Below are 18,334 nucleotides of genomic sequence, written 5' to 3' on the forward strand. Positions count from 1 at the left end.
GCGCGCCCGGCGGACGCACGGTCGCTCCGGCCCGGCCGTCGCCGTTGCTGCTGCCCACGCGGGGCTCGTCGCACGAGCAGGTGGTGGATGTTGCGTCCGTGAGGCGGAAGGCGAAACGGCACTCGAAGATACACAAGGGGGATGAGGCCGCCCCCCGGCATACGGTGCCGGGAAACCAACGGTCACGGGGCACGGGACGGACACTGCCGCGCCCCGCTCAGGCCGCGCCGCCGAGGTCACGCCCGAAGCCGGTACGGACGGTGCCCCGGCATCGGCGCCACACGGCCAAGGCCCCGGCCCCGGCCCCGCGAAAGCTCCCGCGGGCCTCGCACCCCCGGTCGGCCATGAACGCCGGCGTGGTGTGCCGGATGGCGTCCGGCCATGTCCGTTCGGATCTTCTGCGGTTGTGCCGCCGGACGTACGGACGCTGAGGCGGCCCGTTCGCCCCTGTTCCCGTACACCCGGTGAGGCCGGTGAGGCCGTCCGTCTCATCCGGATCGCGGCAGCGCAGCCGCAGCCGTCGGGTTCGGGATCAGCTTGCGGCCGACAGCTCAGGGTGGACCTTCGCCCTGAGCTGGATGCCACCGGGCAGCAGCATGGGTCACTCCGGCCGGATCAGTGTGGATCAGTCCAGTCCCGATGCGCGTGCATCAGTCCAGCCGGATGTCCGTCCCCGCCGACTGCTTACGGGCCGCGGCGACGACGAGGGCTGCGGCCGCCGCGTCCTGCACTGCCACGCCGACGGATTTGTAGAGGGTGATCTGGTCCGGCGAGGAGCGGCCCGGTTTGCTGCCCGCGAGGAGTTCGCCCAGCTCGGCGTGCACCTGCGCTTCGGTGATGACGCCGTCGCGAAGGGGGATCAGCAGGTCGTTGCTGCCCGCGGGGAAGGGTGCCAGCGCAGCCTGCCGTGACTCGACGCATACCAGTGCTTCGGCCACCGTGGCATCGTCGATCTCCCGGCCCTCCGGGTTGAATCCCACCGAGGTCACATGCACGCCCGGGGTCAGCCAGGAGCGGCGGATCACGGGGGCGACGGAGTGGGTGGTCGCGGCGGCGATCTCCGCGCCGTCAAGGGCCTCGGCGTAGGTGGCGCTCGCCTCGGCGGGGATGTCGAGTACGGAGGACAGGTGGCCGGCCAGGGCGGCCGCCTTCGCCTGGTCGCGGCCCGCCACGCGGATGTGCCGGATCGGGCGGACCCGGCACAGAGCCTCGGCATGCGACCGGGCCTGCGCTCCGGTGCCCAGGACCGCCAGCACCGAGGCGTCCTCGCGGGCCAGCAGGCGTGCCGAGAGCGCCGAACAGGCAGCGGTCCGTGCCGCGGTGATGGCCGTGCCGTCCAGCAGCGCCGCCGGTTCTCCGGTGTGCGGATCGAAGACGACGATCAGTGCCTGGTGGGTCGGCACGGGGGTGCCCCCGTTGTGCGGGAAAACGGAGACCAGCTTGCTCATGAGCACCCCGGCCGACGGTACGTAGCCCGGCATGGCTGCCAAGAACCCGTCCCGTTCCGGTACCAGGGCGGCGACGCGGTCCGGCGAGGAAGCGCGGCCGGCGCTCAGGTCCGTCATCGCCGACGCCAGGGCGTCGATCAGCGAATCCATGTCGAGCAGCGCCTCGACCTGCGCACGCCCCAGTACCAGCATCCGTCTCAACCTCCTGATCACAGCGGTACGGCCGACGTTACGCCGAGCCGTGGCGGCGGCCGTAGTCCCCTGCGTGTTGCGTTCGGTGAACGATCGGCGGGCGGCCTTGAGGCCCGCCCCCAGGGCGGGTGCGCCCTACCAGCCGGTCAGGTCCACGAGGCGATCGGCGCACTGAGCGCCTGGGGGAGGAGTGCCGCGGCTAAGCGCGGGTAGGCGCCGCGACAGCCCTGGGTAACGGTGGTCCCGCCGCGCCGGACCTCAATGCCGGCTGACGATGGCCATGGCGATGGGCGACGACGGCGATGACGGCGATGACGGCGATGACGGCGATGACGGCGCATTGTGGTCACAGGAGCGGGCACACGAGGGCAACGAGCACAACTAGTACAACAAAAGGCCCGGGCAAGGAAGTTGAGGTCGTGCACAGATAGCCCCGGCGCCTCGAAGTGAGGGACCCGACCGCGCTCGGCCGCGGAGAACGGAGGTAGCCATGGACTGGCGTTACGACGCGGTGTGCCGCGAAGTGGACCCGGAGATTTTCTTTCCCGTCGGCAACACCGGCCCCGCGCTGCTGCAGATCGAGGAGGCCAAGGCCGTCTGCCGCCGCTGCCCGGTGATGGGGCAGTGCCTGCAGTGGGCGCTCGAATCCCGTCAGGATGCGGGTGTCTGGGGCGGGATGAGCGAGGACGAGCGGCGCGCCATGCGGCGCCGGGCCGCCCGGAACCGGGCGCGCAGCGCATCCGTGTAGCCGTAGCCCGGATACCGGATGCCGGCTAGCGGGCGCCCGCGCCGACACCGGCGTCGGCACCGGCACCGGCACCGGGACCGGCACCGAAACCCGGATCGACGGGGATCGACGGGATCGGTCGTTCCGCTAGCTGCGGCGCAGATCAGGTCATGGCGTGTGGCGGGTACCGGGTGCGCCACCTGTGCGCCTGTACGCTTTCGTCGCCCCCAGGCGGTGGCCGTGTGTGCGGCAATGGCACACGCTCTCCTGTGCCGGAAGGACGTCACCATGCCCACGGATGCACACCCCGGACCGCTGCGCGTCCTTGTTCTCGGCGCCGCGCTGCGGACAGGGTCGACCAATGCCCGTCTGGCTTCCCTTGTCGGACACATGATGACCGAGGCCGGCGCCGTGGTGGATCTCGCCACGATGCGGGAATTCGATATGCCGCTGTACGACGGTGATGTCGAGGCCGAAGGAGGGCTGCCGGACGGTGCTCTGGCACTGCGTGACCGGCTGGAGCGCTGCGATGCCTTTGTGATCGCCTCCCCCGAGTACAACGCTTCCGTGCCGGGGGTCGTGAAGAATGCGATCGACTGGGTTTCGCGGGTCCGGCCGCAGCCATTCAAGACCAAGCATGCACTTCTGGTCTCCGCCTCCCCGTCCCTGGTCGGTGGCAACCGGGGGCTGTGGGCGCTGAGGGTTCCGCTGGAGCATCTGGGCACCCGGGTCTACCCCGATATGTTCAGTCTTGCCGCAGCGCATCAGGGGTTCACCGAGGACGGGCAGCTGACCGATCCCGCACTGCAGGAACGCCTGCGGGAGACCGTGACGGCCTTCCTCCATCTGGTCGAGGCCGATGCGCGCTATGTCTGTCTGCAACGCCGTTGGTACGAGTTCCCGGGCGACCGCACCGAGGCTCCCGTCACCCAGCGGGCGGAGGACTGAGCCGTTCTCCCCGCGGGCACGGCCCCCGTCCCGCGGGCACCGTCCCGCGGGCACCGTCCCCGACGGAGTGGTCGATCCGGGCTGTTTGCACCGACAGACCCGGCGGGTGAGGCCGTATCGGAGGGCGTGCCGGGCCGTCCGGTGTCGGGGCGGGCGTCAGGCCATCCAGAAGAAGACCGCCGTCATCCGCTTCTCGTCCAGGGTGGTGCCCCAGTAACGGGTCGCCGTGTGGATCAGGTTGGCGGAGTAGAGCAGCAGGCGGTTGGCGCGGTGCGGGATGCGCACGTCCTCGGTGAAGGAGTCCGGCGTGACGAAGCGGGTGCCGAGGGCGTCGACCAGGTTGTTGTGCGGTGGAGCCACCTGGTTGCCGCCGAGGGTGCCGCCCGGCAGGCTCTGCCGGTAGAAGCTGGTGCCGCAGTCCTTGGGGACCAGGGGGTTGAGGTAGAGCACAGCCGCGTACCGGCAGAGGTTCCGGGAATCGGTGTGGGGACGTGGCTCGCCCTCGCCCTCGCCGACGACCTGGACGCAGTTGTGGTGAAAGGTCCCGCCGCCCGCGGGGTGTTCGGCCCAGATCTTCGGGGTGCCGGTCGCCCTTCGCACCAGCTTCTCGACATGGGCCAGTTCGCCTGGTGCGAGCGCAGGCGTGGTGCGCAGTCCCGGCCAGCTCTCAGGCTTGTGGGGGTAGCCCTCGGTCCAGTCGCTCCTGGCCAGACAACGCTCCCGCACGACGTCCGGGTCCGGCAGCACGTCATCCAGCACCCAGTAGTCCCGGCCGCGCGTCGGCTTGCGGTACGGGAGCACGGGCAGGGCGGGGGTTCTTCGAGGCATGGAGGGAACGTAGTTCGCATCCCGTCAAGAGCTCGCCACGCAAGCGGTCAACCTTCAGTCAAGGGTTGCTCATCCCGCGGTTGACCCTCCGCGTGGCCTTCGCCGCCCTTCCCCACCTCATCAGCGGTGCCGGCGCCATCGTCGCCGTCCTGGCGGTCGCGATCCTCTACACCGCCGGCGAGCTCGTCCACTCCGCGCCCTCGCAGGGCATGTCGGTCCAGGCCGCCCCACCTCACCTGCGGGGGCGGTACCTGTCGGTCTACCAGCTGTCCTGGGCGGCCTGCCGGACCACCGCGCCCCTGCTGCTGGGGTTCCTGCTCGACGCCGGGCAGTGGCAACTGTGGACCGTTCTGGCACCGATGGTTCTGACCGGCGCGGCGGTCCTGCTGTACGCCGAGCGGATGCTGCCGGCACACGTGGTGCGTACGCCGGAAGCCACCACCAGCGAGGCGGGCAACTTCCGCTCATGGACGATGCGTTCACGGCGACGTACCACTCCACCGTGATCCGCCACTCGGTGATCTTTGAAGACGGACCCTGACGGAAATCCCAGGACACCTCGCACCTTATGCGCCACTTCAGTGACTTGAGCGTGGAACCTTTTCACAGTGCGAGTCCTCTTATATGAGGCGCAGGTGTGCACATGCACGCATCTGCATGCGCACTCACGCAAACCATGAGTCATGCACGGGCACGGCCTGGACATGACGAACGTCAACCTGTGCCGCTCAGGCGGCACTTGGAATACGAAAGGTCTGCTGGATGAAGATTCGCCGCGCCCTGACGGCCGCCGCAGCGGCTGCCGTATTAGCGCCCGCCGCCGTACTGACCGCGCCCGCCGCCGCGTTCGCAACGGAGCCGGTGTCCGAGACCGGTCCCCGCACCTCCGCTTCTTCCGACTCCCCCGACGCCGCAACACCGGCGGACCGGCCGGCGGCTTCCGCAACGAGCATCGGCGGAACGGGTAACCCGGACGAGCCGCGGCGCCCGGGCGAAGCCGCCGCCGGCGGCTCGGCATCCCAGGGCCGCAGCGGGGCCGCCCGTCCCGCCGCAGGGAAGCCGCCGAAAGCCGCCGGGACCGCCGAAGGAACCCACAGGGGGACCACCGGCGCGGGTGGTGCCACCGGTGGAGGCAAGGACGCCGGTGACTCCGATGGCGCGGGTCAGTCCTGCGCGTTCGAGTCCGACCAGTTGCAGGCGGCCGTCCACGGGCTGCCGCGCCAGCTGGCTGCGGGCGGCGCCTGGACCCCCTTCACCATGACGCTCACCAACACCACCGGCAAACCCCTGGAGGAGGTCCAGCCCTCCCTGCTCGTGTCCTCCGCCCAAGATGTCGACCGGCCGTACTGGGAGCTGGAGACCGAGTACCGCGACGCCAAGACGGGGAAGTGGAAGACCTTCCACGACGCCCTGCCCCAGGACCTGTTCGGCTTCTTCGCCATCGGTCCGCACCGCAGCATCACGCTCCAACTGCGCACCCACGCGGTCAAGAACGCCAAGCCCGGCGCCGGGTACGCGCTCGCCGCCGGCGACTACCGCAACCACGACGGTTCCTGTGGTTCGGCCAAGGAAGCCTGGTACGACTTCACCATCCTGCGCGCGGGCGCGAAGCCGACGCAGCCCCCGACCGACAAGCCGGGTGAGGCGGGTGGCACGGCCGGGCCCGGCCACAGCGCCGCGTCCGGCGGCGGTACGGGTGGTTCCGGTTCCACCGGTGGCCTCAGCCCGCAGGGCGGCGGGCAGCTCGCCGCGACCGGCGCCTCGTCCGCGCTCCCGTCGATCGCTCTCGCCGGCGGAGCCGCGATGGTGGCCGGCGCGGGTGCGGTCATCGGCGTGCGCCGCCGGAAGAGCGTGGCCGGTCCGGGCGCCACGGACGTCACCGCGTAAGCCCAGCCCTTTCCCCAAGAAGCTGTCAACCCACGGATCCACGGCCTGGGAACCCAACGACACGGGAAACCCGGGCTCCAAGGGTCCGACGAACCAGGAAAGAGATCTTCATGAAACTGCGCCGCGCCCTGTCGGTCTCGGCCGCGACGGTCGCCCTGCTCCCGTTGGCGATGGCCGCCGCGCCCGCCGCCCAGGCGGCCCCTGCCGCGAAACTCCCGAAGTGCTCCGACCTCGACACCGGGGAGCAGCACAACACCTTAGTGGGCCGCTCGTTCGGCATACCCAACTCGATCGCTCTCGGCACTCAGTGGGCGACCTACACCGCCACGCTCACCAACGCCTCGACGAAGGAGCTGAAGTCGTTCGAGCTCAGCGCCGAGCTGGGAAGCTATGTCTACAACGAGGGCGAGCGCGACCTGAGCCCGTACGGCGATCTGCAGTACTGGGACACCTCGCAGCACGTCTGGAAGACGCTGCGCCAGGCCGACGGCAAGGCCGGCGGCACCATCCCCGGCCCGACGACGCTGAAGCCCCGCGAGTCCGTCCACGCGCAGCTACGGTTCAGGGTGAGCAAGGACCTGCCCATGGACCACGCGTACGACGCCTTCACCGGCATCACCGGCGCCTTCACCGACCGCTACCGTGACACCGACTGCACGGCCCAGGTCCACGAGGTCGGCGCTTTCTCCCCTCGCGAAGGCTGAAACCCGCGGGGAGGGCTGCCGCCGTCGCGGGGCGGCGGCAGCCCCCTGGGGTCCGTCTTCGAGCGGACCTTTGCCCAGAGCAGGAGTGATGTGAGTGTGACCGCTGCTTCGTAGGAGGTGGCGGTCTTCTCGTATCGGGTGGCGATGCCGCGGAAGCTCTGGAGCAGTACTAGCGGTCCGCGGCCGCGTCGGAGTCCGCGGCGGCCGCTGCGCTCTCGGCACCGTCCAGCAGTTTGCGCATGTCCGTCAGGCCGGTGGGCGCGGGTGTGGGTGCGGAGGGCGGCGGTGTCGCGTGAGGGGCGTCGCCCTCGGTACGTACTCCGTTTCCGCATCCGGCGACGAGCAGTCCGCACAGCAGGGTGATCACAGCGAGCACCGCGGCCTGTCCGCTCCGGGTCACGACGAGGTCGTGTTGTGGTGGGACCGGCACCAGGTGGCGACCTTGGCGAGGTCCTTCTGCCGCTGCTGGAGCGTGGGGACGAGGGACTTGCGGTGGGCGAGCTTGTGGTTGAGGAAGGTCGCGATCTCGGTGTGACCGGCGGCCTTCGCCTTCTCCGCACGCTTCTCCAGTCGGGCGACGGAGCCACGGACTCCGGCCTTGCCCTGCAGACGGTGAAGTGCCCGGTGGAGGCGCTTGTCGATCTTCGGGACGCGCTTGCAGAGCGCCTGTGCGCCGTCGCCCGTACGGCTCTTGGCGGAGGCGGAGGCGGACGGTGCGGGGGTGCTGCTTTCCGCAGCGGCGGTGCCGGCGACACCGAGCAGGGCTGTCGCGGCAGCCACCGAAGAGAGGGCGATGCTCCGGGTACGCATAAAGGTCCTCCTCACGAGCGGGACGGGCACGGTGCCCGTCCGCGAGGAGAAGTTAGGGATGCTCTTTGTGGAAACCTTGTGGGCGGTCCGCGGGGTCCGCCAGCCAGTCCCGGTGCGCCGGGAGCGCCGTGTGCTGAGGACGGTGGGCGGGTGCGGCGGGGAAGGTGACCTCGAAGCGGGCTCCCCGGCCGCCGGGGCCGTCCAGAATCCGCAGGCTCGCCCGGTGCAGGGCGGCCTGCTGGGCGACCAGAGTGAGACCGAGGCCCGAACCCGGGCTGTCCGGGCGGCGCTGGAAACGTTGGAAGACCGCCTCCCGGCGCTGCTGCGGCACACCCGGCCCGCGGTCCTCCACGCCGAGGACGACGCAGCGGGATCCGCTGTCCTCACCGGCGCGGAGGGAGAGCGCGACATGGGCGCCGCCCTCGGCGGGCCGGCCGTGAACCAGCGCGTTCGTCAGGAGGTTGTCCAGCAGCGAACGCAGCCCCGGCTGCCATCCGTGGATCGTCAGTCCCGGGCTGCTGTGGACCACCACCTCGGCCCCGGGGTACCTGCGCCGGACATCCGCCGCGGCTTCGTCGGCGAGATCCGCCATGTCGATGACGGCAAACGAGTCCGCCTCGACCAGATCGCCTTGGGCAAGTGCCCGCAGCATCACCAACAGGCCCAGCAGACGGGCGTGTTCATGCCGCAGATCGTCCACCGTTTCCGCGCGGTCGGCGGCGTCGAGGTCCTGGAAGGCGTCGAGGATGTCGAGGTTGGTCTGCATGCTCATCAGCGGGGTGCGCAGTTCGTGGGACGCGGCGGCGGAGAACGAGCGTGCCGAGGCCAGCGCCTCGGCGGTGCGGGCGGCTTGCTCGTCGTACCGGGTCAGGAAGGTCTGCAGGGTCCCGGCGAGGTCGTCGACCTCGGTGATGCGGGTCGGGGCGTGATCCAGCCGCGCGGCGCTGGTGTGCGGGTCGAGTCCGCCGGCCGCCTGCTGCAGACGCCGTAGCGGCCGGGCCGCGCGGGCGGCGAGCAGCCAGGCCGCGGCACCGGCCGGCGGGGCCGCGAGCAATGCCACCATGATCACCCTCCGGCGCACCATCCCGAGCTGTGCCTCGCGCGCCGTATCCGGGGAGAACAGCCACAGCATCCCCTGCGCCCCGGTGCCGCGGGCGGTGACCGGCACGGCCAGCACCCGCCAGCTCCTGCCCTGTGACCGCACGGTGGACGGATGCCGTGTGCCGGCGGGCAGCGGAACCGAGGCGGCGGGTTGCGGACCGTCCATGACGGTGGTCTCGGGGCCGGACAGCCGGACGCCGACGTCCAGGGCCGCGGTGAACAGCTTCCGCTGGCGGGCCTGTTCGGCGCGGGGCCGGTCGCGGGAGCTGGCACGCAACAGGCCACGCGCCGCCACGGCCACGCTCTGCGCACGTTCGGTGAGACGCTGGTCCGCCTGGATGCGCAGATCCTTGCCCACCAGCTGCACCAGGAGCCAGCCGGACACCACCACCAGCAGCGGCACCACCATCCCGACGACGAGCGCGATCCGGGTGGACAGCCTCATCGCGCCGACCCGCTCTCGTCGTCCCGCAGCACAAAGCCGACGCCCCGCACCGTGTGTACGATCCGGCTCCGCCCGCCCGCTTCCAGCTTGCGCCGCAGATAGCTGACGAAGGTGTCCACCGCGTCGGTGCGCACCTCGAAGTCGTAGCCCCATACGCGTTCCAGCAACTGGTCGCGGGTGAGCACCTGCCCGGCGTTGCGGGCCAGGACCTCCAGCAGGGCGAACTCGCGTCGGGTCAGCTCCACCTCCCGGTCGTCGAGCCGTGCGCGGTGTGCCGCCGTGTCGAGCGCCAGGGAGCCGACGCGTACGCCGTCGGTGGGGGCGGGCGGGCGGCGCCGCAGCAGCGCATGCAGGCGCAGCACCAGTTCGTCCAGGGCGAAGGGTTTGACGAGGTAGTCGTCACCGCCTGCTTGCAGCCCCGCCACCCGGTCGGTGACCTCGTCGAGCGCGGACAGCATCAGCACGGGGAGGTCGTTGCCGTGCTCCCGGAGCTGCCGGCACACCGCGATGCCGTCAAGGTCGGGCATCGAGATATCGAGGACCATGACGTCCGGCGGCGCCTCCGCCATCCGCTCCAGCGCGGCCCGTCCGCCGTCCGCCAGCCCCACGGTGAAGCCGTTCAGCCGCAGCCCGCGCCCGAGCGACCGCCGGATCGCCGCGTCATCGTCCACCAGCAGGACCCGGCCGGTGCTGCTTTGTCCGTACATGCTTGCCTCCGTGGGGGACACCGCCTCACGGCATCATCCGTCATGGGCTCCAGCGGGTGTCAGCCACGGTCCGGGATTCGGGATCCGGGATCTGAAGGGGCCGGGTTGTGCCGGCCGTCGGCGTCGTGTGCCGGACGCTGGACGCCGGACAGGGTGGGGGAGGCGGCGCGCCGGGAGCGCGGCCCTACAGCAGGTGTTCGATCCTGATCGGCAGCTCGCGGGCGCGGTATCCGGTCGCATGGAAGACGGCGTTGGCGATGGCTGCCGCGGCGCCGACCATGCCGACTTCTCCGAGGCCCTTGACGCCCAGCGGGTTCACGACCGTGTCCGGTACCTCCACGAACTCGATGTCGACATCGGGGGCGTCGGCGTTGACCGGCACCAGGTACTCCCCCAGGCTCGCGTTCGCCCAGCGGCCGTCGCGGGTGTCGACCACCGTGCCCTCCAGCAGCGCCTGGCCGATGCCCCAGAGCATGCCGCCCATGACCTGGCTGCGCGCGGTGGCGGCGTTGAGGATCCGGCCGGGGGCGAAGGCCCCGACCATCCGGCGTACGCGGACCTCACCGAGGTCCGGGTCGACGGCGACCTCGGCGAACTGCGCGCCGAAGGTGGCGAGCCCGTACGGCACGTCCGGGGGCGGCGGGCTCCAGCTGCCGAGGGCGTCCATATCGGTCATGAAGTGGCGCTGCATCAGGTCGCGGTAGGACTCACCGCTGCCGGGCCGGTCCGGTAGCTCCATCCGCCCGTCACGGACGACGACGGCGGCCGGGTCCGCCTGGTGCAGGGGGGAGGCGGGGTCGGCGACCGCCTGCTCGATCATCTGGTCGCGGAGCGTGGTGGCCGCGGTGTGCACCGCGGCGCTGATCATGCCGGCGCCTGCCGAGCCGACCGTCGCCGCGACGTTGGGCAGGTCGGTGTCGCCGTACTCGAAGCGGACGTTCTCCACGGGGATCCCCAGGCCGTCGGCGGCGACCTGGGTCATCGCGGTGGCCGATCCGGTACCGAATTCCTGCGTGCCGGCCTGCACCACGGCGAAGCCGTCGGCGTAGAGACGGGCCCGGGCACGTTGCGGCTGCATGGGGAAGAACACCGGGTATCCGGCGGTGGCCATGCCTTTGCCGATCAGCCGGTTGCCGTCCCGCTGGGAGCGGGGTTCGGGGTTGCGGGAGTGCCAGTCGAAGCGGGCCGCGCCGCGGCGGTAGCACTCCTCCGCGCCGTCGCTCGACCACGGATGGCCGGTCCGGGGGTCGGACTGTGCGTGGTTGCGCAGCCGGAGTTGTACGGGGTCGACGCCGATGCGGTGGGCGAGCTCGTCCATCAGGCATTCCATGGCGTACATGCCGGTGGTCTCGCCCGGCCCCCGGGTGAAGGTGGGCGTCATGGTGTTGCCGCGGATCAGCCGGTAGACGCCCTCGTAGTTGGGGCAGGCGTACGCCTGCGAGGCGATGCTGAGCGAGGGTTCGGCCCACTCGTCGAACGGCGAGGTCAGCGAGAGCTTGTGGTGGCGCAGGGCGGTGAGCCGGCCCTCGTCCGTGGCGCCGAGTTCGATGCGCTGCTCCTGCTCCTCGCGGTGGCCGCAGGAGGTGAACATCTGCTCGCGGGTGAGCGCCAGTTTGACGGGGCGCCGCACATGGCGTGCGGCCATGGCGGCCAGGGTGACATGCGGCCAGATCATGGCCTTGCAGCCGAATCCCCCGCCGACGTACGGAGCGCGGACCCGCACCTTCGACGGGGGGATGCCCAGCAGCGCCGCCACGGTGCTCTGGCTCGCCACGATTCCCTGGGTGGCGTCGTAGAGGGTGAGCCGGTCGCCGTCCCAGACCGCTGTGGTGGCCGACGGCTCGATGGGATTGTGGTGGTTTGCCGCGAAGTGATAGGTCGCGTCGAGGCGTTGGGTCGCCGCCCGGAAACCGGCCTCGACATCTCCGCGCACGCTGCGTGCGGGGAGGAATCCCGCGAAGATCGCCTCGGGTTCGTAGGCCTGGTCCCGGCCCTCTTCGAGGGTGGTGACGGAGGCGCTGCGCTCGTAGTCGACATGGACCTGCCGGGCCGCGAACTGGGCGCGTTCGTACGAGTCGGCGATCACCATGGCCACCGGCTGCCCGAAGTAGTGCACGGCGTCGTCCTGCATCGGGAAGAAGCTCTCCCCGGGGGCGGCATGACCGGCCAGTGACGGAAGCAGATGGGGCGGGCCCGCGATTTTCGGCAGGTTCCGGTGGGTCAGTACGGCGAGCACGCCGCCGGCGTTCTCCGCGGCGCCGGTGTCGATGCCGGTGACCCGGCCGCAGGCGGTGCGGGCGCCGACGAGGGCGGCGTACACGGTGCCGGGCAGGGTGTACTCCGCTGCGTAGCGGCCGCTTCCGGTGACTTTGGCCCGGCCGTCGACGCGCGGGAGCGGCCGGCCGACGGCCCTGAGGGTGGCGCCCGTGGTCATACCGTCCCGCCTCCTTGCGCGGCAGCGGTCTGCAGGGCACGGACGATTGTCCGCCGGGCGAGTTCCGCCTTGAACGCGTTCATCGGGCGGGTGACGGCGGGGGCCAGCTCCGCGCCCGCGGCCCGTGCGAACACCTCCGCCTCCGCGCGCCGCCCCACGAGCAGGTCTTCGGCCCGGTGCGCGCGCCACGGCTTGGTCGCCACGCCGCCGAGGGCGAGCCGGACTTCACGGATCGCCCCGTCCTCCAGCGCCAGCGCCGCGGCTGCCGAGGCGAGGGCGAACTCGTAGGACTCGCGGTCGCGCACCTTGAGATAGAGCGATCCGCGCGCCACGGGGGCCGGGGGCACCTCGATCGCGGTGATCAGTTCACCGGGTGTGAGGGGGTGCTCCCGCTCGGGTGTGTCCTCGGGGAGCAGGAAGAAGTCGTCGACCGGGATACTGCGGGAGCCATGGGCGCCCTCCACGTGTACGACGGCGTCCAGGGCGACGAGCGCGACCGCCATGTCCGAGGGGTGAGTGGCGATGCAATGGTCGCTGGTGCCGAGGATCGCGTGCCCGCGATGGGCTCCCTCCAGAGCGGAACAGCCGCTTCCCGGAACGCGTTTGTTGCAGGCGGATTCGGGGTCCCGGTAGTAGGCGCACCGCACACGCTGCATCAGGTTTCCGCCCATGGAGGCCATGTTCCGCAGCTGGGCGGAGGCCCCGAGCAGCAGTGCCTGGGAGAGCATCGGAAAGCGCTGCACAACGGCCGGCGCCTCGGCCACCTCGCTCATCCGGGCCAGCGCGCCGATGAGCAGTCCCCCGTCGGGACGGGCCTCGATCCCGGCCAGGGGAAGTCGGTTGATGTCCACCAGGCGATGGGGCCGCAGCACATCGAGGCGGAGCAGGTCGACTTCCGTGGTGCCGCCCGCCAGGTAGGAGCTTCCGGGGTCGCTGGTCACCGCCCGGACCGCGGTGGTCACATCCGTCGCACGGGTGTAGCTGATGGCACGCACGTCACTGTCCTGTCCTGTGGCCGTACACCTCACGGATGGCGGAACGGATGTGGGGATAGGCCGCGCAGCGGCAGATGTTGCCGCTCATCCACTCGGCGATCTCGCTGTCGGATCCGGCATGTCCTTCGTTCAGCACGGCGACGGCCGACATGATCTGCCCGGGTGTGCAATACCCGCACTGGAAGGCGTCGTGCTCGAGGAAGGCACGCTGCATCGGGTGCAGTTCCCCGCCCTCGGCGAGGCCTTCGATGGTGGTCACTTCCCGGCCTTCGCAGGTGACGGCCAGCGTCAGACAGGCCAGCACTCTGCGCCCGTCGACCCAGACCGTGCACGCCCCGCAGGTTCCCTGGTCGCAGCCCTTTTTGGAACCGGTGAGAGCCATGTGCTCACGCAGCGCGTCCAGCAGACTGACACGGGGTTCCAGGTCCAGGACGCAGGAGACGCCGTTCACGACCAGGGCCATTTCCACGCTGTCGGGCCCTCGCGTTTGCATGGCCCAGGACTCGGCGACGGACATTGACGCGCCTTTGTCTGCCACGACACTCACCTCGGAGTCGGTGCCCTACGTCGAGCCTCCGTCCGGTCGTACGGGCTCGCAACCGGACGAAGGGCGTGGCGGAGGGCGTGCCGCAGGCGTTCCGGGCGGGCGGGCGCGGGTGCACCCGGAGATCCCGGACGGGGACACCCGGAGGCCCCGCACGGGTCCCCTTACGGGATAATGCGCAGCATGCGGATCTCAGCCAGAGCGGACTATGCCGTGCGGGCGGCGCTGCAACTCGCCGCTGCCCGGGATGCGGGGCCGCTCAAGGCGGAGGCCATTGCCCAAGCGCAGGACATTCCGCATAAATTCCTCGAAGGCATCTTGAACGACATGCGCCGCGGCGGGCTCGTCCACAGCCGGCGCGGCGGCAACGGCGGCTACCGGCTGGCCAAGCCCGCGGAGGAGATCAGCATCGCGGATGTCATCCGGGTCGTGGACGGCCCGCTGGTGTCGGTACGCGGAGTCCGCCCACCGGAGTTGTCCTACACGGGGCCCGCCGAGTCACTGTTGCCGCTGTGGATCGCCCTGCGGGCCAATGTCCGCCAGATCCTCGACGGCGTCTCCCTGGCCGATGTCGCCTCGGCCGAGCTGCCGGACCCGGTGTCCGCACTGACCGAGGACCCGGCGTCCTGGTCCAACCCTTAGGGCATCCTCGGGACTCTCAGAGGGCTCCCTCAAGGCTCTCTCAGGGGTCTCTCAGGGCTCCGGGAGCCCTCTCCACGACGGTCCGGATGCCAAGACCGGCCTGTCCGCCCCTTGAACGCCCCTTGATCCGCCCGCAGTCCGGAAGCATTCTTTTCCCTATTAATCCAGTGGGAAAACTAGGGAATCAGGGGTGGGAGAAATGGGCGTGCGGACACCGGTACGTACCGATTCACCGGCCGGCGGTCCGGTCTCCCCGACCGCGCCGGAGGCACCCGACGGGACGGTGAACGGTGCCGTGCCGAAGAAGTCCGCTGCACGCCCCGCCTTCGCGGAGCCCCACCCCCCTGCCGAGGAAGGGATCCGGCTCCGCATCACCCGGGAGATCGCCGATGACCTCGCCGTCGACGCGCTCAGCCGCGACCGTGCCGGCAAGCCTCCGTTCGACGAGGCCGCACGGCTGCGCGAAGCGGGTCTGCCCGGTCTGCTGACACCGCCCGGACCGGCCCGGCGCGGCACCGACTGGCGTACCGCCTGCGCGGTCATCCGGGAGATCGCGGCGGCCGACAGCTCCATCGGTGAACTGCTCGCCCGGCACTATGTGTTGTCGTGGAGTGCCCGTTTCTTCAGCACCCCGGAAAGGGCCGACGGGCTCGAACTCCGGTCAGTGGCGGAGCAGTGGCTCTGGGGCGGCAGTACCGATATCCCGGACCTGGAGCCGACGGCGGGCGCCGACCTGACGCTCACCCCGGCCGGCGGCGGGTACGTCCTCCACGGGTGCAAGGCGCTCGCCTCGGGCGTCCAGGTCGCCGACCGGCTGATGCTCGGCACGGTATGCGCCAAGAGCGGTGAGTCGCTGATCGTATGCGTCGATCCGGCCCACCCGGGGGTGGCGGCCGATGCCGAGCACGACCGCCTCGGCCAGCGGCTCACGGGCGCCGGGCGCCTGAACTTCGACGGTGTCCCTGTCCCCGCCGACCAGGTCCTCGGTGTCGTCCCCCACGATGAGCACGCCATCTCCCCCTTCGCCACCCTCGCCCCGCTGGCGCTCCGGCTCGCGCTTGCCCATGTCAGCCTGGGGACCGCCGAAGGAGCGCTTGCCGAGGCACGGGACATCGACCGGGCCGCGTCGCGCAGCCGGCCGGCCACGGGTCCGGACGACGGTGCGTACCCGGATGCGTACCCGGACCGGACGGGTGCGGATCCCTACCTGCTGCTCGCCTACGGGGAGTTGGTGACGGCCGCCCACACCGCCGCGGCGGTGGTCGAATCGGCGACCGAGGCCTTGGCGCGGGGCCTTCTCACGGGGCAGGAACTCGGTGTGGACGAGCGCGCGGACATCGCGGTCCTGGTCGCCGCGGCCGAGGCCGTCACCAGCAGGTCGGCGATGGACATCACGACCCGTGTCCTGGAACTCACCCAGGGCGCCGACTCCCCGGCCCGGGCCCTGGGGTTCGACAGGTTCTGGCGCAACGCACGTCTGCTGACGGCGCAGGCCTCCCCCGCCCACTCCCTCCGCGACATCGGCGACCACTATCTGAACGGTACGCACCCCGCCCTGACCTTGCACGCCTGACGAGCTGCCGCCGACCGGGCGGAGTCCTCGGCCTGACGAGCTGCCGCCGACCGGGCGGAGTCCTCGGTTCCGCGGGCACCGGGCGGAGTTCTCGGTTCCGCGGGCACCGGGCGGAGTTCTCGGTTCCGCGCGATACCGCGGGGCCACACCACCGCGCCACAGGGGTAATTCGCCCGGCACGGTCGGCGTAGCTTCGGACGGATCCGTGCCGGGGGCTGCTAGATCTCGTGGGGGCCTCCCCGAGCGGGGCAGCCCCGTCGGTCCTGGGAGGTGGCGCCGTGTCCGTATTGCGCAACGATTCCCTGCCGCCTCCCAGACGGGGGGAGCCGCTGCAGCGCTTGCTGTTCGGCGGGGTGTACGGCTCGGTGCTCGCCAGTGCGCTGGCGGCCGCGCTGGGCCATGAGGGGAACCCGGCGGATCCCGGGTACGACGCGTTGTGGGTGGCGCTGTCGGCGGTGGCATCGGCCGCCGCGCACGGCTACGCCCACTCCATCGCGCACCGGACGGACGAGGACACCCAGGTCACCGCCGGCGCGGTGCGTTCCATGCTGACCGAATGGCCGCTGGTGGCCGCGATGGTGCCGACGATCGCGGTACTGCTCGGCGCCCAGGCGAAGTGGTGGGGCGAGGCGAGCGCGATCGACGTCGCCCTGGGCTTCAACATGGTGGCGCTGTTCGGCTGGGGGGTGTGGGCGGCCCGGGTGGCGGGCCGGGGCTGGCCGGGCTCCTTCCGGGTCGGCGGGGTGGATGTGCTGATCGGGTTGTTCATCGTGGTGGCGAACGTCTTGAGCAAGTAGGGGACGGCGGTGGCCGCCCGGGACGCGCCGCCTTCGGAAGCCGGTGCGCCGGGGCCGCGTGAGCGAGGAGCAAGGGGCAAGGGGCAACGAGACGGTCTCGCCCCTGCCCTCGCGGCACCGCGGCCCCGCGGCCGGCCGCCGCCGGGGAATCAGGTGAGGGGTTCCACGGTCAGCCAGGCGGCGATGGCCTGAGCAATGGGCTGGTCGGTCTCCAACTGGACGAAGCCGAACTGGCCGCCCTGGTTGCATTCGAGGAACCACCATGTCCCGTCCGGGTCTTCGGCGAAGTCAAATGCGCCATAGGCAAGGTGGGCGGTGGACATATAGGTGCTCACCGCCCGGTGGACGGAGTCCGGCACCTCGGCAGGCTCCCAGGTGCCGTGCTGGCTGAAACGACTGTCCACCTCGTCGGGATCGGCTTTCTTGCGGGCGGCGAACAGCTGCTCGCCGACGCAGGTCAACCGGATATCGGCCTCCTTGTGGATGTGCTGCTGGAGCAGGGTGGGGCCGGCCGCGACCCCGCTGAAGTCCGCGTCCGGGCTGATGCGCGTGGTGGGCAGCACGAGCGGCGGGTCACCGGGGTGCTTCCCGCTGACCGACTTCACCACGAGGTCCTGGTGGGCGGCGGCGAACTGCCGGGCGACCGCCGGGAATGTGGTGATCAACGTGGGGGGCACGAGGAAACCGCTGCGATGGGCGATATGGAGCTGCCAGGGCTTGTTGCGTGCCTGCACGGACGCGACGGGGTGGTTCATCCAGCGCGCCGGGGTACAGGAGAGCATGCCGTACAGCGCCTGCTCGGATTCCGCCGTGATCCAGGCGGACTGTTCCGGGGCGCGTGCCCCGGGGGTGCCGGGGCGGCGGACCCATACCGAACGCAGGCTGCTGAGGCTCACCATGCGTGTGCCCGCTTTGAGGTAGCCGTGGAAGTCGTCCCCGGCGTACTCCGCCGACAGGGCGACCCTTCCGGGCAGGTCGGCGGGGTCGAGGCGGACGAGCGGGACACCGAGGTCCTGCAGCGTGGACACCACGATATCCGCCGTCAAGTCTTCCTCGCAGGTGAGGACCAGGACGGTCATAGGGGCGCTCAGTCGTCGAAGTGGGTCTTGGAACCGGCGGTGGAGGCGGTGGTGCCGGTTGCCAGCAGCACCGCCCGGCTACAGGTGGCCGGGCGCCCGTCCGGGAGGACGTTGAGTTGCCGCGTGGCGTCATAGCTGTAGGGGGTGGTCGTCGGTGATTTCACCGCCGGACGGGCGTAGCTCAACGCAAACGGTCGCATACCTTCTCCTTCGAAGCCCGGTTTCCGAGCCCTTGGCGCGGGGCACACTTGAAGACCCCGTTTGATGACTCTGCACGGAAGACGCGACAATCTGGTCAGTAAGTTGCTTCATTTGCTCGTTTTCGGCGATCTTCTTGACTCAAATGCGGCGATCACGTACTCGCCGGCCGTGCCAAGTACCGCCGTCGAGGTACGCCCTGACGGCCCGTTCAGGGAAGAGCGCACACCGATTGCCCACCCTGAAGAAGACTTCCCCGCACGGGACTTGAGCAC

The 18,334-nt window shown here is 70.9% G+C and carries 19 protein-coding genes; 8 read left to right on the plus strand and 11 right to left on the minus strand.

Annotated elements, in window-relative coordinates:
* Positions 1-650: 650 nt before the first annotated feature.
* Positions 651-1,640: an ornithine cyclodeaminase family protein gene (locus tag OHS81_RS00870; protein ID WP_328381478.1), complete on the minus strand. Its 990-nt coding sequence runs from the start codon at positions 1,638-1,640 to the stop codon at positions 651-653.
* Positions 1,641-2,130: 490 nt separating this feature from the next.
* Between OHS81_RS00870 and OHS81_RS00875 the strand changes: the two genes are divergently transcribed.
* Positions 2,131-2,388, plus strand: coding sequence for a WhiB family transcriptional regulator (locus tag OHS81_RS00875; RefSeq protein ID WP_328381480.1), 258 nt, complete (start codon positions 2,131-2,133; stop codon positions 2,386-2,388).
* A 267-nt stretch (positions 2,389-2,655) separates the two neighbouring features.
* Positions 2,656-3,315, plus strand: coding sequence for an NADPH-dependent FMN reductase (locus tag OHS81_RS00880; RefSeq protein WP_328381482.1), 660 nt, complete (start codon positions 2,656-2,658; stop codon positions 3,313-3,315).
* A gap of 156 nt (positions 3,316-3,471) precedes the next feature.
* Here the strand turns inward: OHS81_RS00880 and OHS81_RS00885 are convergent, their stop codons facing one another.
* The gene (locus tag OHS81_RS00885) at positions 3,472-4,143 is read right to left on the minus strand and encodes a DUF6445 family protein (RefSeq protein ID WP_328381483.1); all 672 of its coding nucleotides are present in this window, start codon (positions 4,141-4,143) and stop codon (positions 3,472-3,474) included.
* A gap of 80 nt (positions 4,144-4,223) precedes the next feature.
* Here OHS81_RS00885 and OHS81_RS00890 point away from each other — a divergent pair, with 80 nt between their 5' ends.
* The 3 genes from OHS81_RS00890 to OHS81_RS00900 all read left to right on the plus strand — a co-directional run bounded on the left by OHS81_RS00890 (position 4,224) and on the right by OHS81_RS00900 (position 6,734).
* Positions 4,224-4,649: a hypothetical protein gene (locus tag OHS81_RS00890; protein WP_328381485.1), complete on the plus strand. Its 426-nt coding sequence runs from the start codon at positions 4,224-4,226 to the stop codon at positions 4,647-4,649.
* 256 nt (positions 4,650-4,905) lie between these two features.
* Positions 4,906-6,030 carry an LPXTG cell wall anchor domain-containing protein gene (locus OHS81_RS00895; RefSeq protein ID WP_328381486.1) on the plus strand — a complete coding sequence of 375 codons (1,125 nt, stop codon included), beginning with the start codon at positions 4,906-4,908 and terminating at the stop codon, positions 6,028-6,030.
* A gap of 110 nt (positions 6,031-6,140) precedes the next feature.
* Entirely contained in the window at positions 6,141-6,734 is a 594-nt protein-coding gene (locus OHS81_RS00900) for a hypothetical protein (protein WP_328381488.1), read from the plus strand.
* Between the two features lie 169 nt (positions 6,735-6,903).
* On the opposite strand, the gene OHS81_RS00905 is transcribed toward OHS81_RS00900, so the two are convergent.
* From OHS81_RS00905 to OHS81_RS00935, 7 genes are all read right to left on the minus strand, one after another.
* Complete coding sequence (locus OHS81_RS00905; RefSeq protein ID WP_328381489.1) at positions 6,904-7,134, minus strand: hypothetical protein; 231 nt, start codon at positions 7,132-7,134, stop codon at positions 6,904-6,906.
* Positions 7,131-7,544, minus strand: coding sequence for a hypothetical protein (locus OHS81_RS00910; protein WP_328381490.1), 414 nt, complete (start codon positions 7,542-7,544; stop codon positions 7,131-7,133). Before OHS81_RS00910 ends, OHS81_RS00905 begins: the two co-directional genes overlap by 4 nt.
* A 52-nt stretch (positions 7,545-7,596) precedes the next feature.
* Entirely contained in the window at positions 7,597-9,090 is a 1,494-nt protein-coding gene (locus OHS81_RS00915) for a sensor histidine kinase (RefSeq protein ID WP_328381491.1), read from the minus strand.
* Positions 9,087-9,797 (minus strand): response regulator transcription factor, encoded by a 711-nt coding sequence (locus OHS81_RS00920; protein ID WP_328381493.1) that lies wholly within the window; start codon positions 9,795-9,797, stop codon positions 9,087-9,089. Before OHS81_RS00920 ends, OHS81_RS00915 begins: the two co-directional genes overlap by 4 nt.
* Positions 9,798-9,981: 184 nt before the next feature.
* On the minus strand, positions 9,982-12,231 hold the full coding sequence (locus OHS81_RS00925) for a xanthine dehydrogenase family protein molybdopterin-binding subunit (protein WP_328381495.1): 2,250 nt from the start codon (positions 12,229-12,231) through the stop codon (positions 9,982-9,984).
* Positions 12,228-13,226 carry an FAD binding domain-containing protein gene (locus tag OHS81_RS00930; RefSeq protein WP_328381497.1) on the minus strand — a complete coding sequence of 333 codons (999 nt, stop codon included), beginning with the start codon at positions 13,224-13,226 and terminating at the stop codon, positions 12,228-12,230. The genes OHS81_RS00925 and OHS81_RS00930 overlap by 4 nt, the downstream gene beginning before the upstream one ends.
* A gap of 1 nt (position 13,227) precedes the next feature.
* Positions 13,228-13,719 (minus strand): (2Fe-2S)-binding protein, encoded by a 492-nt coding sequence (locus OHS81_RS00935; RefSeq protein WP_328390816.1) that lies wholly within the window; start codon positions 13,717-13,719, stop codon positions 13,228-13,230.
* A gap of 234 nt (positions 13,720-13,953) precedes the next feature.
* Between OHS81_RS00935 and OHS81_RS00940 the strand changes: the two genes are divergently transcribed.
* The 3 genes from OHS81_RS00940 to OHS81_RS00950 all read left to right on the plus strand — a co-directional run bounded on the left by OHS81_RS00940 (position 13,954) and on the right by OHS81_RS00950 (position 16,782).
* A complete protein-coding gene (locus tag OHS81_RS00940) occupies positions 13,954-14,412 on the plus strand; it encodes an RrF2 family transcriptional regulator (RefSeq protein WP_328381499.1) in 459 nt (152 codons plus the stop codon).
* 205 nt (positions 14,413-14,617) lie between these two features.
* Positions 14,618-15,985, plus strand: coding sequence for an acyl-CoA dehydrogenase (locus OHS81_RS00945; protein ID WP_328381501.1), 1,368 nt, complete (start codon positions 14,618-14,620; stop codon positions 15,983-15,985).
* 278 nt (positions 15,986-16,263) lie between these two features.
* The gene (locus OHS81_RS00950; RefSeq protein ID WP_328381503.1) at positions 16,264-16,782 is read left to right on the plus strand and encodes a hypothetical protein; all 519 of its coding nucleotides are present in this window, start codon (positions 16,264-16,266) and stop codon (positions 16,780-16,782) included.
* A 149-nt stretch (positions 16,783-16,931) separates the two neighbouring features.
* Here the strand turns inward: OHS81_RS00950 and tgmB are convergent, their stop codons facing one another.
* Positions 16,932-17,861 (minus strand): ATP-grasp ribosomal peptide maturase, encoded by a 930-nt coding sequence (tgmB, locus tag OHS81_RS00955; protein WP_328381505.1) that lies wholly within the window; start codon positions 17,859-17,861, stop codon positions 16,932-16,934.
* Positions 17,862-17,869: 8 nt separating this feature from the next.
* The gene (gene tgmA, locus OHS81_RS00960; RefSeq protein ID WP_030079154.1) at positions 17,870-18,061 is read right to left on the minus strand and encodes a putative ATP-grasp-modified RiPP; all 192 of its coding nucleotides are present in this window, start codon (positions 18,059-18,061) and stop codon (positions 17,870-17,872) included.
* Positions 18,062-18,334: the final 273 nt, after the last annotated feature.

Origin of the sequence: Streptomyces sp. NBC_00400 (assembly GCF_036048035.1) — a bacterium.
Classification (GTDB): Bacteria; Actinomycetota; Actinomycetes; order Streptomycetales; family Streptomycetaceae; genus Streptomyces.

Bases quoted from the DNA above. Each gene is read 5' to 3' on its own strand.
- OHS81_RS00870 (WP_328381478.1), bottom strand. From the start codon at position 1,640: ATGCTGGTACTGGGGCGTGCGCAGGTCGAGGCGCTGCTCGACATGGAT.
- OHS81_RS00875 (WP_328381480.1), top strand. From the start codon at position 2,131: ATGGACTGGCGTTACGACGCGGTGTGCCGCGAAGTGGACCCGGAGATT.
- OHS81_RS00880 (WP_328381482.1), top strand. From the start codon at position 2,656: ATGCCCACGGATGCACACCCCGGACCGCTGCGCGTCCTTGTTCTCGGC.
- OHS81_RS00885 (WP_328381483.1), bottom strand. From the start codon at position 4,143: ATGCCTCGAAGAACCCCCGCCCTGCCCGTGCTCCCGTACCGCAAGCCG.
- OHS81_RS00895 (WP_328381486.1), top strand. From the start codon at position 4,906: ATGAAGATTCGCCGCGCCCTGACGGCCGCCGCAGCGGCTGCCGTATTA.
- OHS81_RS00900 (WP_328381488.1), top strand. From the start codon at position 6,141: ATGAAACTGCGCCGCGCCCTGTCGGTCTCGGCCGCGACGGTCGCCCTG.
- OHS81_RS00910 (WP_328381490.1), bottom strand. From the start codon at position 7,544: ATGCGTACCCGGAGCATCGCCCTCTCTTCGGTGGCTGCCGCGACAGCC.
- OHS81_RS00915 (WP_328381491.1), bottom strand. From the start codon at position 9,090: ATGAGGCTGTCCACCCGGATCGCGCTCGTCGTCGGGATGGTGGTGCCG.
- OHS81_RS00920 (WP_328381493.1), bottom strand. From the start codon at position 9,797: ATGTACGGACAAAGCAGCACCGGCCGGGTCCTGCTGGTGGACGATGAC.
- OHS81_RS00925 (WP_328381495.1), bottom strand. From the start codon at position 12,231: ATGACCACGGGCGCCACCCTCAGGGCCGTCGGCCGGCCGCTCCCGCGC.
- OHS81_RS00935 (WP_328390816.1), bottom strand. From the start codon at position 13,719: ATGCAAACGCGAGGGCCCGACAGCGTGGAAATGGCCCTGGTCGTGAAC.
- OHS81_RS00940 (WP_328381499.1), top strand. From the start codon at position 13,954: ATGCGGATCTCAGCCAGAGCGGACTATGCCGTGCGGGCGGCGCTGCAA.
- tgmB (WP_328381505.1), bottom strand. From the start codon at position 17,861: ATGACCGTCCTGGTCCTCACCTGCGAGGAAGACTTGACGGCGGATATC.
- tgmA (WP_030079154.1), bottom strand. From the start codon at position 18,061: ATGCGACCGTTTGCGTTGAGCTACGCCCGTCCGGCGGTGAAATCACCG.